We start from the raw sequence: 15883 nt of genomic DNA, 5'->3' as shown, positions 1-15883 counted from the left end.
CGCCCCAGGGCGGCTTTGTTGTTTTTTATATGCATCCGAAACGATGGCAGTCATCAACGCAAAAGGGAAGCTAGGTAAAGCTTCCCTTTTGTTTATCAGGTGGTTAATTTTAATTCCCTTTCTTCAGCATCCCGGGATACACCATCCCATCTGCTTGTTTGAGTGATATGCCCAGCAGCTTCGCTATCAACGGCGCTACGTCTGTGAGTTCTATCACAGGCACTGTTACATTTTCAGCCAGGCCTGCACCATAGGCTACAAAACCGGTTTGTATTTCCCTGAAATCAGGGAAATAGCCATGTGCGCCACCGTTGGCTTTTTTGACTGCTTCACCGTCTTTACCGGCGGAGAAGGCAATACCTTGTACGGCAGTGAGTGCGAGCACGGCATCCGGATCGGCGCCGGTTTGGGCCAGGGCCGGTTGCTCGATGATACGGAACTGTTTGCGGATGCCTTCCGGCAGTTCGTTCAGTATGGTTTTCACCTGCTGTAGTGTTTTCTGATCGTTTTTATCTTTCAGCTTCAGGAAGGTGGATCCTCCACCGCTATGGAACATGGCTTTCCAGCTGCCGGGATTTTCCTTGCTGCCTGCCAGGCCTTTCTGTGCCAGCCATACATTGGGGGCAAGGGAGGTATGGATGTCAACGAAGCCGTGGTCACCGGTGATGATAACGGCGGTGTTGTCGCCGATGCCGGCTTTTTCGATGGCTTCGAGGATCGTGCCGATGCCGTGGTCTGCAGAGGCGACTGCAGTAGCGACAGCATTACCTTCCCGGCCTTCGCGGTGTTGTACCTCATCGGTGCAGGGCAGGTGTACGGTGAGCAGGTTGGGCTTGTAGCGACGTATCAGGTAAGCTGCCATGCGGCTCAGCGTTTCATTCATCCCGAGATAGCGGAGGTTAAGGTCGGTGGATTGCAGTTCGCCGGTGGCGTAGCGTTGTACTTCTTCGAACAGTCCTTTAGGGGTGGACTGCTCACTGGTAGGGGCTCTGCGGTCGCCGGGGTTGCTCAGTGAGAAGGTCTCCGGAATGTTATAGTTTACCGGCGCCCCTACAGATACCGGCCAGGAAACCGCGGCAGACACCAGGCCAGCCTTTCCTACTGCGTCCCATAGGGTTTCGGCCTTGATGTATTTGGTTTCTGAATACCAGCGGCCGCTGGCTCCTTCAGGTTCGAAAGGTGTATTATACCAGATGCCATGTTTAGCGGGTGTTACACCTGTGATGAGTGTTGTATGCGATGGGTAAGTAATCGTAGGAAAAATACCTTTCACACCGGTGGCATGTACCCCTTTTCCTTTCAGGCGCTGCATGTTGGGAGCGGGCCAGGAGTGGTCCAGGTAAAAATCCGGCCGGAAGCCGTCGATGCTGATCAGTACTACGTATTTCGCCTGTTGGGCTATGGTGTACGTGGTTGATAACAGTAACGTACCTACGAATAATATGAGTTTTTTCATGCTGATGACCGTTTTAGTTGATGAAAGGGAAAATTTCTTTTGCATGTTTGTTCTTCACCAGTACGGCATTCATGTCATACTTCATGGTTACCACGCCATTGGCTTTATCGTAGGTAAAGTCGTCCATGCCCCTGTTGAGCGGAATGAAGGCAGGGATCTGCGCTTTCAGGTGCTCAGGTTTCACGTTGGGATTGTTCAGCTGTTCTGTTTGTGACACCGGGAATTTAATACCCAGGTCGGTCATGCGTCTGCCTTCTGCGATGAAGATCTCCTGTCGCAGGCGGTACAGCACGTATAACAGCTGATCTTCGGTGGCGGCTGCATTCAGGTCATTATCGGTGACCATGGTACCAGAAACCGTATATACCTTGACGTTACCCGCCTGGCGGTTCAATACATAATTGCTGCGCAGGGAATCGGCCTCATCGAATTTTACCTTTACGGTTGTCAGCGGGTAGTCGGTGCGGTTACCGCCGTTTCTGGTTTCTTTTTTATCGTCTACCATCACTACGGGCCTGTTGGCTACGATGGTGAGCAGCTGTTTGAGCGTATTGCGGCTTTCTGGGAGGTTACCGGCTGCTATCTGTGTTTCTGCCAGTATCAGCCATGCTTCTTCTGCTTTGGCGATGGTAACGGGTTTCTGATCGTTTGCTGCGAGGCCGGTATGGAAATACTTGGGATCCAGGAAGTCCAGGCGGGGCAAAGGAGCAAACTCGTTATTGGTGGAGGAGAAGAGATAGGTCTGCATATCATTGGACACGTTGTTCACACCATCATATTTTACCTGGCGGAGCAGTGTGTTATTACTCATGGCCGCTGTAGCGAATTTAGCTGCATTGGCCGCATCTCCCAGTGCGTAGTAGGCCCTGGCTTTGAGCAGGGTATAGGCGCCTGTTTCGGTGGCGTTTTTACTGAGGGAGATGGCTTTGTCCAGTTGGCTGATGGCTGTCTGCAGATGTTCGGCGGGAGCTACTACCGGCCCGTTGCTGCTGCCCGGAAGCCCTACAAACAGCTCTCCGCTAAGGATATGGGCGAAGGCGCTGCTGAAGTATACTTCTGCGGAATCGGCGGCTGTGCTGGTTGGATCGGCCGGGAGCACCTTGTTTAGTCCGTATTCAGACATCTCCCGCAGGCGTTGTACCTGCACCTGCAGGTTATTTACATCGAGGTCGTAATAATCGATCTGTGGGATATCAAATACCTTACTGCTGAGCGTACGGTTGTTATAGTAGTTATCTGATACCAGTTCTGAAGAAACGACTACCTGGTTCATGGTGAGCGCCAGCTGGCGGCGCAGGCCTACTACCCAGCTGCTGGCTGCATTGGGATTGTTCAGAAAAACAGGTTCTGTAACATTCGGGTTTAATACGGAGCAGCTGTCCAGTGCCAGGATACCTGATAACAGGGCTGCGGTTATATATCTTTTCATGATTTTTTTATTTAGAAGTTTAAGCGTAAAGTGCCCAGAAATTGACGGGGTGCTGAATAGGTGGCGTAAGAGATGCCTCCTGTAGTAGCGCCACCCTGGCCTTGTGCACTGCCACTGATGGTAGATTCAGGATCAAAGGAAGATGTCGCGAAATTCAGCGGATTGATAGCGGAAAAGCTTACGGTAGCCGATTTGATCACTTTGTGGAACAGGGCCGGTTTCCAGTTGTAGCTGCATCCGATCAGTCTGATCTTGATATAATCTGTTTTTTCGGTGAACATATTGGTGAAGTTCAGCCAGTTGTTACGTTTGTTTTTGTCTATCTCAGCCTGTGGAATACCTTCATTGTTGGCGCCGTAATAGAAGCGGAACTGACGGTCGAAGGAGTTGGCATAGGCACCTTTCTGATAGTCACCGTTCACGAAGAAGTCGAATTGTTTGTAACGCAGATTCAGACCCAGACTGCCAAACAGGTTGGGAATAGTAGTGCCCAGGTTCTGTTGTGCGGTGGTGGACTGTAATACGCCATCAGCACCCAATACGCCATAGTTGCCGCGAAGGAAGCCGATAGGAGAGCCTTCCTGTACGATTGTTTGTATGGTACGGGCACTGAAACCATTGAGGTTAAAAGGTGCGCCGCCAGCTTTTTCCACGTTGTTATACAGGGTATTCAGCGAAGCATTCAGTCGTAAGGTGAGATCTTTTGTATCTACCGGAATGGCGGTAATGCTGAGTTCCCATCCGCGGTTCAGTATTTTACCCACATTGTATAACTGAAATACGGATTGGCCGGAGGAAGGAGTGGGAGGTACAAAAAAGAGCGCATCTTTGGTCATGGCGTTAAAATAACCGGCAGACACCAGCAGGCGGTCTTTTATAAAACCCAGGTCTACACCGGCTTCCAGCGTATGTGTTTTTTCCGGCTTCAGGTAGTCGTTGCCAGGCTGACCGAAAAATGCCGCCTGATCGTTGTTGTAACCCTGGAAGGCAATCGTCTTTTCGTTAGCAAAGGGAGTAGGCAGGTTACCGGCGATACCAAATCCTCCGCGCAGTTTGGCAGAAGAAATGATCTCTGCAATACCAGCAAACCAGGGCTCAGCACTGGGGATATAGGAGAAACCGATTTTAGGATAGTACTGTATGCCAATATTGCTACCGAAGACAGGGTTACCATCACCACGGATACCCAGGTCCAGAAACAGTTTGTTTTTAAATCCGATGTTTTCCTGCAGATAAATGCCATAGTTCACTGCTTCCAGATAAAATTCATCACTTGTTTTGGAGGCGGCGTCTTTAATATTTCTTGCGCCGTCGCGGATATTGCTGCCGTTATAGGCAATCTGCTGGTCTTCATTCCGGAAGAATTGTGTACCGGCAGTAGTAACGAATGAAAACTGTCCTGTTTTAAATTCATGCTGACCATTCAGTTCCAGGGTGAGGCCCAGGTATTTGCGATCATTGTTGGCGATGCTGCCCTGGTCTTTTACCGGATTGCCGGTGGTAAAGGAAAGGTACTGGTTGGTAGTGATCACCTGGTTTTTCTGCACACGGTAATCGATACCACCGGTAGCTTTAAACACCAGGTTTTTCAGTGGACGGTATTTAAATGACTGAGAAGTTTGAAAGCGGTTTACCGTGATATCATTATCCTGTAAACGTTCAGCTTCGCGCACATACGCTTTCATCTTCTCAAAATCAGCATCAGAGAGGTTGTCGATATCAGGGTTGAATTTAGGACCTGTGATGGCAGAAGCGCCGCTTTCTGTAAACCATAATCCCGTATAGCCGCCCTGGTTACCATTACGGTTACGTTTGTATTTATTGTTGACATAGGTGAAGGATGATTCATAAGTTACCTTTTCACCCAGCCCAGCCCGGAAACCGGTACTGAAGTCGATTTTGCGGTTACGATTCTGGTTAAATATTTCAGTTCCTTGGGAATTGAGATAGTTACCGGAGAAGCTGTAGCCAAAGTTGTCTGTTCCTCCGTTGATGCCGATATGATGTTTCTGGTAGAAACCATGCTGCATCAGCAGTTCTTTGGTACGCTTGAAGTGCAGGAAGTCGGCTGTTGGTGTTTCTACACCCATCTGTGTTTCGGCGTTGATGGCTGTGGTGCCTGCACCGCCTTTTTTTGTGAAGATCTGGATTACACCGTTGGCAGCATCTGAGCCATAGAGCGTGGTGGCAGCACCTCCGTTGATGTATTCGATCTTTTCAATATTATCCATGGGAATGTCTGCAATGGCGCTGATAGCTGCACCCTGCGCACTTCCGCCACCCATTGCAGAGACAGTGTTGAGGTTGTCCATCCTCACACCGTCTACATAAATGATGGGCGTAGAGTTGATAAAGGCAGAGTTGATACCTCTGGTGCGTATTAGTGAGGTAGCACCTGCCTGACCGCCGGTCATTTTGATTTGTGCGTTAGGGAGACGGGATTGCAGTAGCTGGTCCAGCCGGCCTGCCGGTACATTTTCGATATCACGGGCTCCGATGCTGACGATGTTGGAGGATAAACGACGGCGTGCAATGTCAATACCCTGGCCTGTTACCACCACTTCGTCGAGGCCCAGCCTGTCTTCTTCCAGTGCAATCTGTAAACCACTGCAGTTTTCTTTCCTCAGCTGGATTTCTTTCTTCTTAAAACCCAGAAAATACACTGCCAGTGTAACTTCTTCTTTATTCGCCGGAAATCCCAGTGAGAAGCGGCCATCCACATCCGTTAAGGTACCGGAAGAACTGCCCTTAATGCTGATGCTGACACCTGGTAATACTTCTTTGGTTTTGTTGTCGGTCACCCGGCCGCTGATCTTTACCGATTGCTGCTGACCGCTGGACTGAAGCAACAGATATTTGTCATTTACCTGCACTACATTGACCGGGAAAGAGCTTAACAGTTCCCTTAAGACTACGGCAACTGTTTTACCGGAAGCGGTGTAGCTGACCTTGCTTTCAGCAGGGATGGTACTGAGGTCATACCCGATGGTAAGCGATGATTGTTGTTCTATCATCTGCAAAACTTTTTTCATCGGTAATTCCCTGGCATTGATGTCCACCCTGATTTTTTCCATCGACTGTCCTTCTATATGAGTAGCGGAGGCGATAGAAGTGGAAAGGACTGCGAAAAAGAGTGTTAGTCTCATTTTTAAGGAAAAAAGAGTTTTGACCGGTCTGATACAACCGGCATAAAAATTTCTCATTTTTGTGGTGTTTTTAATGTTAGTCGTTAAAAAATACTGTGCCTTTACGGGGCACGGGATCTAACCGGAGGTGTTGGTAGCACTTCCGGTTTCTTTTTTCTGTTTACTGTTTACGGTGCATAAGTTTTACTGTAAATAATGATTTGTCCATTTTCATTTTTATAGGTGATGCCGGTAAGACCGGTCAATACGGCGAGGATATCCTGTATATTTTCCTGCTGGAAGCTGATGTTGTAATGGGCTGTATCCGCAGGGGTGGTATGTAATTGTATGCCGACAGGGTATTGCCGTTGCAGTTCGGCTACCATTGCGGTCAGCGTATAGCCGTTAAAGTCGAGGATCTTCCGCTGCCATTGTCCTATGCTGCTGGTATCTTCCCTGCCTTTTCTTACGTTGCCCTGGAGGGAGCTGTACTGCAGCATTTCATGGCTTTCCAGCAGAAAATGCTGTCCCTCTTTTCCATGTATATCTACCTGTACCTTACCACTGGCAACTGCTACTTTTGCATTTTCTTCTCCCGGGTAGGTACGGATGTTAAAGGAGGTACCGAGAACGGTGGTGGTCAGTTGGCCATGACGTACCCTGAAAGGACAGGTGGGATTGGGCTTTATATCAAAGAAAGCCTCTCCTTCGAGTTCGATATTCCTTTCTCTTTTGCCAAAGCTGGCAGCAATCCGCAGGGTACTGCCGGCGTTCATGATGACGATGCTGCTGTCTGGCAGGACTACCCGCCTGGTAATTCCGATGCCGGAATATACCACAGTGGGCGCTGCTGCAGGGCTATAGCGGGAATACAGCCATCCGCCAACGCATGCGGTTAATAGTACAGCTGCTGCATAGCGGAACCATTTCCGGCTAACTCCCTGTTTTGCAGGTGCTGTCTGCCTGATGATATTGTGTAGTATGGATTGTTTGAGTATGGCCTTTTCTTCCGGTGATAAAGCCGACTGCTCCGGGTTCTGCAGGGTACTGTACCAGTACGCTATTTTCTCCGCTTCTTCCGGAGTGGCTGTTCCCTGCAGGTAACGTTTCAGCAGCGCTTTAACGCCGTTATTATGCTGGTGTTGATGTTCCATACAGAGAGAATCTCTCCGGACAGCTACAAGTACCGCTAATCTATGTTACGGAATTATTAAGTTGTTGTAAGAGGGTAGTGCAAGTAATAACATCAGCGTTCCCAGGTAATGCTCATTTTCGTGCAGGCGTGCACGGAGGATACGAAGGGCTGTTGTGATATTGTTTTTTACGGTCTGTTCCGAGAGCGACATTTTCAGGGCAATATCCTTCAGACTCAGATTCCCTTCCCGGCTAAGCAGATAGGGCATTTTAAGACGATCCGGCAGCTGGTCCACTTCCTGCCGGATATGAAGCTCCAGTTCCTTCAGATAGAGCTGTGCTTCGGAGTTATTCTCCATCTGCCGGTCAGCGACCGCTTCCAGCAGGATATCGTTGTAGACAGTAATACCTGGCCTCGAAAAATAATCGATAATAGCATACCGGGCAGCCTGATAAAGATAGGCAGTAAGACGGCCATTTTCTCCGGTGTGAAGACGCTCCCGGTTATTCCAGCAGCTGATAAAGATATCCTGTACAATGTCCTGGGCATCCACACCCTGCCTTATCCGGGATTTCGTATAGGTGTAAATCTCTTCCCAGTAACGATTGACAAAGGCGGTGAAAGCAGCATGATTTCCCTTCTGAATCAATAACAACAACCGATGGTCCGTTAGCTTTTCCATATCCGGGAACAAACATAGAGAGCAGATGTGAACTCAATATTAAGTCTTCGGGGCAGGTGTCTTAAATAAGGGATGTAAATAAGAAAGCAGGCAGTTTAATACTGCCTGCTTTTAGTACTATATACCCAGCTTCTCTTTTAATTCATCACTTAAAAAGCCTTTTTCCCAGAGTTTGAGTTTACCGATTTTGTCTACCACCTTTTGAAATTCCTTTTGGCGGGCCGGATCGTAGTGCATGGCTTTATGCCACAGCAGTACCTGTGTTTCATAAAACGGATTTAACACACTCTTTTCCTCAATGGGGGCAGCCGTTTTCATGGTTACTTTAATATGCTTAATACCTTCCATGACGGTATCCAGGCTGGTGGCTGTTTCGTAGTAATGATAAGCCAGGCTGTTGTGTGCATTGCGCAGTGCAGCCCGTACAGGGTTATATTCTTCCAGATAATCCCATAGCGTGACCTTTTCCAGTTCTGTAATGATCTTTCTGCATAATATCAGGGATGCATCCTGCATACCGGCTTCGTATAATGCATAACGTTGGTGGTCCCAGACATATGCCCATAGCCATATTTCCGTGCACTGGCTGTCCTGCAGCAATTTTTCCGTTTGGGCTAAAAGTTCAATGGCCTGTGTGTAATCCTTATTTCCAATCAGCAGCGTTACTTCGCGCATCTGGCTGTCAAATTCATCCTTGCTGAAGGGGAGTCCTCCGGCAACGGGTACCAGCTGAAAATCGCTGTAGGGGAAAGTCAGCCAGTCCTCTTTTTCAATCTTCTCTGTTTTAGCGAGGTCCTGTGCTTTTTGCCAGTACTCATTGGCGGCTGCTGTATCGCCTTCCAGGAAATAACTCCAGCCGATATAATAAAGTGCCTGATGCAGGTAGCAGGAGTAGGGGTCTTCTGCTTTTTCTACTTCCATTAATTTTTTTCGGGCATCGTTGTACTTTTTATCGATGATCAGTCCGAGGCCCCAGTGGAGGAGCAGGAAGTCCTGAGAATCGCTGTTCTGCTGTTTTTTACAGAGCGCTTCATAAACGGTGGTATAATGTTCATAAGGAACATATTTGTACAGCCGGCTGTCCCGCTGGACTGTCCGGAGGCAACGTTGCGCGCTGCGCAGCGGGATGGGCACGAATTTAATATTGTCTGCATTCCTGGAAAGAGCCAGGTCACAGACTTTTTCGGTCCGCAGCTCCAGGGGTACATATTCCAGTGCAGTGCCATAATCCTGTGAGCAGGCGGTTTCACACATCTGCGCGGTGACGTACTGTTTGGGGACAAACTGAAAATCGTAGGAATTCCGTTGTACAGCGATATCACAGATTTTTTGTGTCAGGTATTGCTGAGGTACGGTATAGATACGTTCGCAGGAATCCCTGGTATTGGAGGTAATAGCTTTAATGATAAAGTCTTCGTCCCAGAAGCAGGCCCATACCTTTCCAAAGGTGTCGTAATCGAATTCCTGGATGTCTGAATCAGTGATCTTGATACGCTGGTCCCAGCCGTATGTTTTTACGTTTTGCTCAAATTCCGGCAGGTGTCCGAGGTGTTTTTTGAAGTATTGATAACTATGTTGATTTATCCGGGCAGTATTGATATGAGTGAAGGCGCCGATGCCGTATTTCCGGACTTGTTGGCCCATCCACTCAACGTCTGAGGGGGAGCCATAGCGCCATCTTTGCCGGTCGTATTGCTCTGTGATAAATGGCCATTCAGGGGCCTGGCCGTATTTGGCAGCAGCATATTCATACACTTCCTTATCCACCAATCTGGTTGGAATATTTTTTATAACATGAATGCCGAGGTCGATGGCGGGCTGTATGTATTCGCGGGTATGATACCTGGAAGGCAGTTCCTTGCATGGATGGTTCTGCAGGCCGCCGCCGGCAATGAGCGCAATGTTCATACGCTCATCCCTGAATGCTTCAGGGACATGATTGTAGTTGTACTGATTAATACTTACCGCGCGGAAACACAATTCATAAGTGATCAGTTCAGCTGGTACATAAGACAGATCAATTTGCTGTATGGATGCCTCAAAAACGGGCATGGTCAGCAAATTGGCTGGAATATGTTTATAATGACATTTAGACTCGCGGTCCAAGGCCAGTAACACTATTTCCGGCGTGATCATTTCCGGATCAAAAGATTGAAGCATGTCACCATTTACATCGTATTCTCCGTTGGTCTGATGGCCCAGTAAAGCCAGCAGCATGGCCTGTGTCCTGTATTGCGCCGGGATGGTCGCAAGTTTGGCGGAGAGCCAGTAATCGGGGAACTGGCCTGTTCTTTTGTACAGGTCGGGACCGTATTGGGAAAGGGCATCTGCCATAAACTGATCCCAATAAGCCTGATCTTTTACTTTGGGGCTGGAACGTTTGGTATCCCAGTCTACGGTAACCGGCTCGCCGTATATGTAGGTGAGGTCGGTGTGTTGTGTGTAGGGCTTTGCTTTATGGTTTTTGTCGGCAGCTGCATTGTAGTAGACAGCGGCTTGTTCCTGATCGCCCTGAAGGTGATAGACCAGCCCCAGCAGCCAGTTGTTGCTGAAGATATCGTGGATGCTGAGTGATTTTTCAAGATAACTTTTTGCCTCGTTCAGCCGGTTTTGAAGGATCAGTGCCTCTCCGATCACCCGCATGGGGAAATAGGCCGATGCCTGCTTCTGTATGGCCATTTCTGACCATTCGATGGCTTTTTCATATTCGCCTATACGAACGGCACACAGCGCAGCTTGTTCCATACAGTTGTATTCGTATTTCATTTTTCCCGGCGTGTAGGCGATACCTTTAGAAAAGTAGGTCATTGCCTGGGCATAAGCCTGTTGTTTAAAAAGGCATTCACCGGCATAGTAATACGGCCAGTAATAGCCTGGGGACAGCGTTATGGCCTTTTTAAAACAGGTATAGGCACCGGCAAAATCTTCTTCATTTTTCAGGCGGAGACCCTGTGGTATCAGCTGAATACCTTCCAGTGTGACACCTTCAGCCAGTATGGGCTTATTGTTGCGGAGCGCCTCATACATAGCGGAGATATCAATACTGAGATTGTCGTGGTATCGCTCTTCGATGCTATAATAGAAAGCCGGCTGGAAGGCGCATGCAAAATCATGCCAGGGGAGGAAGGCATTATCCGTTTCATAGGCTAATAACGTTTCTTCCTCATACAGGGCGGTAATCAGCGTATGTGGCGCAAATTCAAAACATCCCAGGTTATAGAACCATGAAAAAAAGTACGGGGCATTAATTTTACGATGGGGCAAAGCATTTAGTGATTCGTCGTCCTGAGCCCATGCGCAGGCAATGTAACGGATGTTCTCTTCTCCACACGTTTTTTGGAAATAGCCCAGGATCAGACAATCGGCGGTAGTATTGCCTGTTACATAATAAGGCGTACTCTCACCATATCGGTCGGGTATTCTCCCGTTGATGGTCATATCCCCGTTTACTACCAGGAGATCGTAGGCGGTGTGTGGAATGTCCAGGTCGCCATTGATGATCAGGTCACCATCACAGAAATAAATCTGCCGGTCATCTTCAAAATATTCTTCTTCACTCTCATACTCTTCTATGGTATAGTTATTACCTTCACTTTCCACCTCCCAGTAATCAAACAAACTATCCACATCAAGCCGCTCCAAAACCTCCTGGTAGGAAAGCTTTTGCAGTCGGTACTTTTGAAGGAAAGTGGCTGTTTCGTTTTCTTCATCTGCGCCCTCTTGCTGTTCTGCCATTTCCGCTGCTTTCTCCTGGTCTGCTTTTACAGCGTCCAGATGCTGAATAGCATACGTCTGTTTATCCTTGAGAGCCATTACCGGCGCAAGGATCTGGTGTATATCAAAAGGCAGCGCATTTAAGAATCTGATACTTCCCATGGAACCATCTGCAGCGCAATAGAAACATTCCACAAAATTGAAACCTTCTATGCATTCATTCATCATGCCATATACCAGAAAACATTTGTTCAGATATTCTTTTTCATCTTCAAAAGGTCTGACTGTTTTAGGTTTGAGCAGCGTCTCCAGAAAATCAAACAATCCAAAGCGGATCATTTTATAGTTGACCATATAAGGCCTGGAGGGGAAGAAGAGTTGTATGTTCTGGTAGAAGCTGGGTGGAACAGGAGAAGGATTGTTGTACAGGATGCTGCCATGTTTCTGCCAGAAGGCCATCAGTGTTGGTGGTAGCGGGAAACCTGTTTCTTCTTCTACCTTCTCCAGCTCATAGTTGGTGATCATTTGGGAGGAAATACCTTCTGCAGTAAGCAGGGAGGTAGTTACATCCATTAATGACGCGGTGGGTTGCAGGTATGCAGGTGGTATTTCCGGATGTGCCGGTGCCTGGCTTTCTCCTGTTTTGATAAATGCTGACAGGGACGCTTTGGCTGACAACAGCGGTGCGAATGCCTGTATAAAGTCCTCATCGGTAATATCACTCAGGGACTGAGGGGTATGAATATTATATACCTGGCCAAGCGGATCGACAACGGTGTACCATCTTTCCTCGTCTTTGACAATTAAGCCAAGTAACCAGCAGCATTGGGATAAAAAGTCTTTTTCCTGTTCCAGCCATACACTTTCGCGATTATAGATATTCAGGAATAAGTCCAGCATCGCGTAGAGGGTGTTGGCATTGGGCCCTTCGGCGTTATAAGCGTAAACGGCACAGGTGATATCATCTTTATCAAAATAGAAAAATCCTTTTTTGAGCCAGAAGTCACGGAAGGTCGTCGGCATGCTGAAACCGGCTGTGGATTCCATTTGTCCGATATGCTCTTCGGAAGCGGGGGATATCTCCACCTTTTCAGGCCAGTGTGTTTCGAGGTATGCGGCCAGTGATAGGATATCGTTATACAGCTGTGCCGGCGGGGGGAAGGTTCCCGGAGCTACGGCATCATTTTCGGGATGCGTTGTTTCAGCCAGCTCGGTATAACCTTTCCTGGTTTTTTCGGTGATTAGTTTTTCAGCGGCTTTATTGCATTCTTCTGCCGAGGAAAATGTTTTGGTCTGGATTTGGCCCTGGGTGCCTGTTTTGCCAAAAGTGACGGTCAGCTCCGTTTCCTTTATTTCAATGTCCCAAAACTTGTTTGACTTTTCATCCTGATAGATAAATCTCTTTTTCATAAGGTATTTTATTTCCTGTGTTGCGGTGCAGTTCCTTGACCAACAACTTTTTGGGATAAGTGGGGAAGTTGAACTGTATAATCCGGGTTTTTAAAAACGCAACTAAGATAGGGTAAATGTTTGTTTCTTTTATTTAGTTTCCGCTGTTGCTATGATATTATACTTGCGGGGCACACTACTGCCTCCGGTTTTTTCGAGTGTGATCCAGAAGAGGTCTGCGTGGGGGATATTGATTAGTTTCTGGAAGCTGTTATCTACTTTCATCAGGCCTGCATTAACGGGTTTGTTATCAACAACGGCCCATACCTGGAATTGAAGTTCATTCGGAGAGTTGGGCAGGTAATCGGCCAGGGCATATAAGACGCCGGTATGTCTGTTCCAGAAGAGTGTGATGGAGCAGGTCTGATCGCTGTTGCTGCCTTTTAACGGGATCATTCTTACATCCGGATTGGCTGCCAGTTGATGATAGAGTGCACGGTTGTGTATTTCATTTTTTTGTGAAAGCGATTTGTATTTGAGACCAAAAATTATTGCACTGGATAATAAGGCAAAACAAAGAATGATAATGGTGACTGCCGCGATTCTCCAGTAACGGTGTACCGTGATAAGATGGGGAGAAGAACCAGGGCTTATCGTAATATGAAAAGAAAGATCATGAGCCCTTTTCTTGTTTCGATTCGCTATTTCGATTAGCTTGTCTTTTAATCCTGCAGGGGGAGTAACAGCATGCAGGATAATAAAATTTTCAACGTCATGCTGCAATTGTATAATAGCAGCATTCACCTCCGGATACAGCATTCTGAGCTGTTCTACTTCCGATCTTACTTCGGGAGTCGCCAGCCCAAAAACGTAGCTTTCCAGCGCGCCGCTTGATATGTATGCTTGTATATTCAAGGGTCCGTGATCATTTTTGCTAATCTTTTCAGGGCTGTGCGAAGCCTTGTTTTAACAGTGCCTAAAGGGATGTTCAGTTTGCGTCCGATTTCTTCCTGAGTATATCCCTGGAAATAGGCTAGTTCTATCAATACACTATGGTCGTCTTTTAACTGGCCGGCCAGCTTACGGAGACCTGTATCTTCCTGGGCAGCAGGTGCGGGAAGCTGCATGTGGTGGTCACTCAGCGGCTCGTTTTTGCTGCGGTTGCGGAAGGCTTTACTGCGCATCACATCCAGGGCGGTGTTTCGGGCTATGTGGTGCATCCAGGTAAACCAGGTTCCTTTTTTTGGATCATATTGATCCATGTTCTTCCATATTTTCAAAAAAGTATCCTGTAAGACTTCCTCTGCGAGATGTGTATCATCTATCAGGCTTAATATCACTCCATATATAGCGCCTGAATAATCATCGTAAAGGCGCCGGAATACTACTTCTTTCTCCTGCAGCTGCGGGGAAACAAGTGTTGTATTTTGATATATGCGTAGTGATTTCAAATATAATCGGAATAGTAATCATGTTTTATTCTTCAATCCAGAGCATGCGACCGTCTGATAATGTATAACAGCTGCCGGGGGCTTTTCGTTGGGGGGACACCGTACCGGGAGGCGGTGTTCTCTTTCCTGCCTTCGATACGGTTACACTTGTCCATATCTTTCCCTGCCTGCCCTGCCATAGCTGGCCCTGGGAGTCGAGCCACCAGGATGCATCATTGTCTGTAGACTGTTCTTTTGCTGCATCCGGGTTGATATGGTTGTTTATCATTGCGTTCAGCGCCAGACTCCATATGGTTAATGTTATGATTGGCTTTTTCATTTTGTGGAAACTTGTATTGAATGATAGCAGTTGAGCTATATTGTTAGATACGGGATGTTAAGTCTAAAAAGTTTGGGGGTAGAAATTTTTTTTACAACTTGCGATATGTAGATGATTATAATGATCCATCTATTTAAAAAAGAAGCTAATACAGTGTCATATGGGAAAACAATTGTTAACTACCGCTTTTTTAATAATCTCCCTCCTGATGTGGAGTGCTTCCACTACCGTGGCTCAAAAAAAGAAGGATGCAGATGCGGCTATTCCGCGGCAGCTGGCCCCGTTCATACCTAAGGTGTATAGTATCCTTGATACCACCAGTGGTGATTTAAATCTGGATCCCTACCCGGATATGATTATGGTACTGTATAAACCAGGAGAGGATTCCACCTCTGATGTAGTGGAACATCCTGAAAAAAGACCGCTGTTGATATTGCTGGGACAGCCGGACCATTCCTATAAACTGGCCGCCCGCAATGACAATGTTGTGTATTGTGTAGACTGCGGTGGTATGATGGGAGATCCTTTCGAATCGGTGGTGATCAAAAACGGTTATTTTTCCGTAGAACACTATGGTGGCAGCAGCTGGCGATGGACGCGGATTATCACCTTCAAATATTCACCAACAGATAAATACTGGTACCTGCACAAAGACGGAGGCGATAGTTTTCATGCTTCCGAGCCAGACAAGGTGACCTCTAAAGTTCGTACCAGCAAGGATTTTGGGAAGGTGCCGTTTAATAAATTTGATATCTACAAAAAAGATTAGCAGCACAATGGGTATATTATAGAAGTGCTGCATGTATCCCCTTTCAGCGGCTTTTATAATTTTTTTAAAAATGTTATGAACGGCGATGCCCGTCCGTAGCTTGTTTCCCGCTATTTTTTTCCTGTAAAACCAGAAAGCTGTCTAACAAAAAACGATTTAGTTGATACTTTTCAATAGCTTTGCGCCCTTATAGTTAAAAAAAAGTTAAACGTAAAATCATATTGCTGGTAAAGAAATTGCCTGTGTCCTGACTGAAGTAGACCGCATCAATACTTTGTAGCAAACCTTGTTCGTCCTTTGTAGCCCAGCCCTTGCTGGGCTTAGCTGTGGCGTATCATCACCTCAGTTTCCCGCGGCAATGGGCTGGATGATTGTTACCCGGAAGTATTTACAATACATCTTAACAACTCCTAT

At 47.3% G+C, this 15883-nt stretch carries 10 protein-coding genes; 1 reads left to right on the top strand and 9 read right to left on the bottom strand.

Annotated features, from left to right (window positions below; all coding sequences use genetic code 11):
* Positions 1-109: 109 nt before the first annotated feature.
* The 9 genes from KD145_RS16035 to KD145_RS15995 all read right to left on the bottom strand — a co-directional run bounded on the left by KD145_RS16035 (position 110) and on the right by KD145_RS15995 (position 14700).
* Positions 110-1456, bottom strand: a complete 1347-nt coding sequence (locus KD145_RS16035) for an alkaline phosphatase family protein (protein WP_211999882.1) — start codon at positions 1454-1456, stop codon at positions 110-112.
* A gap of 13 nt (positions 1457-1469) precedes the next feature.
* The gene (locus KD145_RS16030) at positions 1470-2885 is read right to left on the bottom strand and encodes a hypothetical protein (protein WP_211999881.1); all 1416 of its coding nucleotides are present in this window, start codon (positions 2883-2885) and stop codon (positions 1470-1472) included.
* Between the two features lie 11 nt (positions 2886-2896).
* Positions 2897-6031, bottom strand: a complete 3135-nt coding sequence (locus tag KD145_RS16025) for a TonB-dependent receptor domain-containing protein (protein ID WP_211999880.1) — start codon at positions 6029-6031, stop codon at positions 2897-2899.
* A 167-nt stretch (positions 6032-6198) separates the two neighbouring features.
* Positions 6199-7164 (bottom strand): FecR family protein, encoded by a 966-nt coding sequence (locus tag KD145_RS16020; protein ID WP_211999879.1) that lies wholly within the window; start codon positions 7162-7164, stop codon positions 6199-6201.
* Between the two features lie 45 nt (positions 7165-7209).
* Positions 7210-7827: a sigma-70 family RNA polymerase sigma factor gene (locus tag KD145_RS16015; RefSeq protein ID WP_211999878.1), complete on the bottom strand. Its 618-nt coding sequence runs from the start codon at positions 7825-7827 to the stop codon at positions 7210-7212.
* Between the two features lie 117 nt (positions 7828-7944).
* Positions 7945-12951, bottom strand: coding sequence for a WGR domain-containing protein (locus KD145_RS16010; protein WP_211999877.1), 5007 nt, complete (start codon positions 12949-12951; stop codon positions 7945-7947).
* A 129-nt stretch (positions 12952-13080) separates the two neighbouring features.
* Entirely contained in the window at positions 13081-13845 is a 765-nt protein-coding gene (locus tag KD145_RS16005) for an anti-sigma factor (RefSeq protein ID WP_211999876.1), read from the bottom strand.
* A complete protein-coding gene (locus tag KD145_RS16000) occupies positions 13842-14381 on the bottom strand; it encodes an RNA polymerase sigma factor (RefSeq protein ID WP_211999875.1) in 540 nt (179 codons plus the stop codon). The genes KD145_RS16005 and KD145_RS16000 overlap by 4 nt, the downstream gene beginning before the upstream one ends.
* 25 nt (positions 14382-14406) lie before the next feature.
* On the bottom strand, positions 14407-14700 hold the full coding sequence (locus KD145_RS15995) for a hypothetical protein (RefSeq protein ID WP_211999874.1): 294 nt from the start codon (positions 14698-14700) through the stop codon (positions 14407-14409).
* Positions 14701-14860: 160 nt separating this feature from the next.
* On the opposite strand from KD145_RS15995, the gene KD145_RS15990 reads away from it, so the two are divergent.
* A complete protein-coding gene (locus tag KD145_RS15990; protein ID WP_211999873.1) occupies positions 14861-15469 on the top strand; it encodes a hypothetical protein in 609 nt (202 codons plus the stop codon).
* Positions 15470-15883: the final 414 nt, after the last annotated feature.

Origin of the sequence: Chitinophaga sp. HK235 (genome assembly GCF_018255755.1) — a bacterium.
Classification (GTDB): domain Bacteria; phylum Bacteroidota; class Bacteroidia; order Chitinophagales; family Chitinophagaceae; genus Chitinophaga.
The sequence above is the reverse complement of the archived record's forward strand: the minus strand, read 5'-3'. Positions and strand labels throughout refer to the sequence as shown.

What these genes read in the sequence shown, in the direction of transcription:
- KD145_RS16010 (WP_211999877.1), bottom strand. Translation starts at nt 12,951, where the DNA reads ATGAAAAAGAGATTTATCTATCAGGATGAAAAGTCAAACAAGTTTTGG.
- KD145_RS15995 (WP_211999874.1), bottom strand. Translation starts at nt 14,700, where the DNA reads ATGAAAAAGCCAATCATAACATTAACCATATGGAGTCTGGCGCTGAAC.
- KD145_RS16020 (WP_211999879.1), bottom strand. Translation starts at nt 7,164, where the DNA reads ATGGAACATCAACACCAGCATAATAACGGCGTTAAAGCGCTGCTGAAA.
- KD145_RS16015 (WP_211999878.1), bottom strand. Translation starts at nt 7,827, where the DNA reads ATGGAAAAGCTAACGGACCATCGGTTGTTGTTATTGATTCAGAAGGGA.
- KD145_RS16030 (WP_211999881.1), bottom strand. Translation starts at nt 2,885, where the DNA reads ATGAAAAGATATATAACCGCAGCCCTGTTATCAGGTATCCTGGCACTG.
- KD145_RS16035 (WP_211999882.1), bottom strand. Translation starts at nt 1,456, where the DNA reads ATGAAAAAACTCATATTATTCGTAGGTACGTTACTGTTATCAACCACG.
- KD145_RS16025 (WP_211999880.1), bottom strand. Translation starts at nt 6,031, where the DNA reads ATGAGACTAACACTCTTTTTCGCAGTCCTTTCCACTTCTATCGCCTCC.
- KD145_RS15990 (WP_211999873.1), top strand. Translation starts at nt 14,861, where the DNA reads ATGGGAAAACAATTGTTAACTACCGCTTTTTTAATAATCTCCCTCCTG.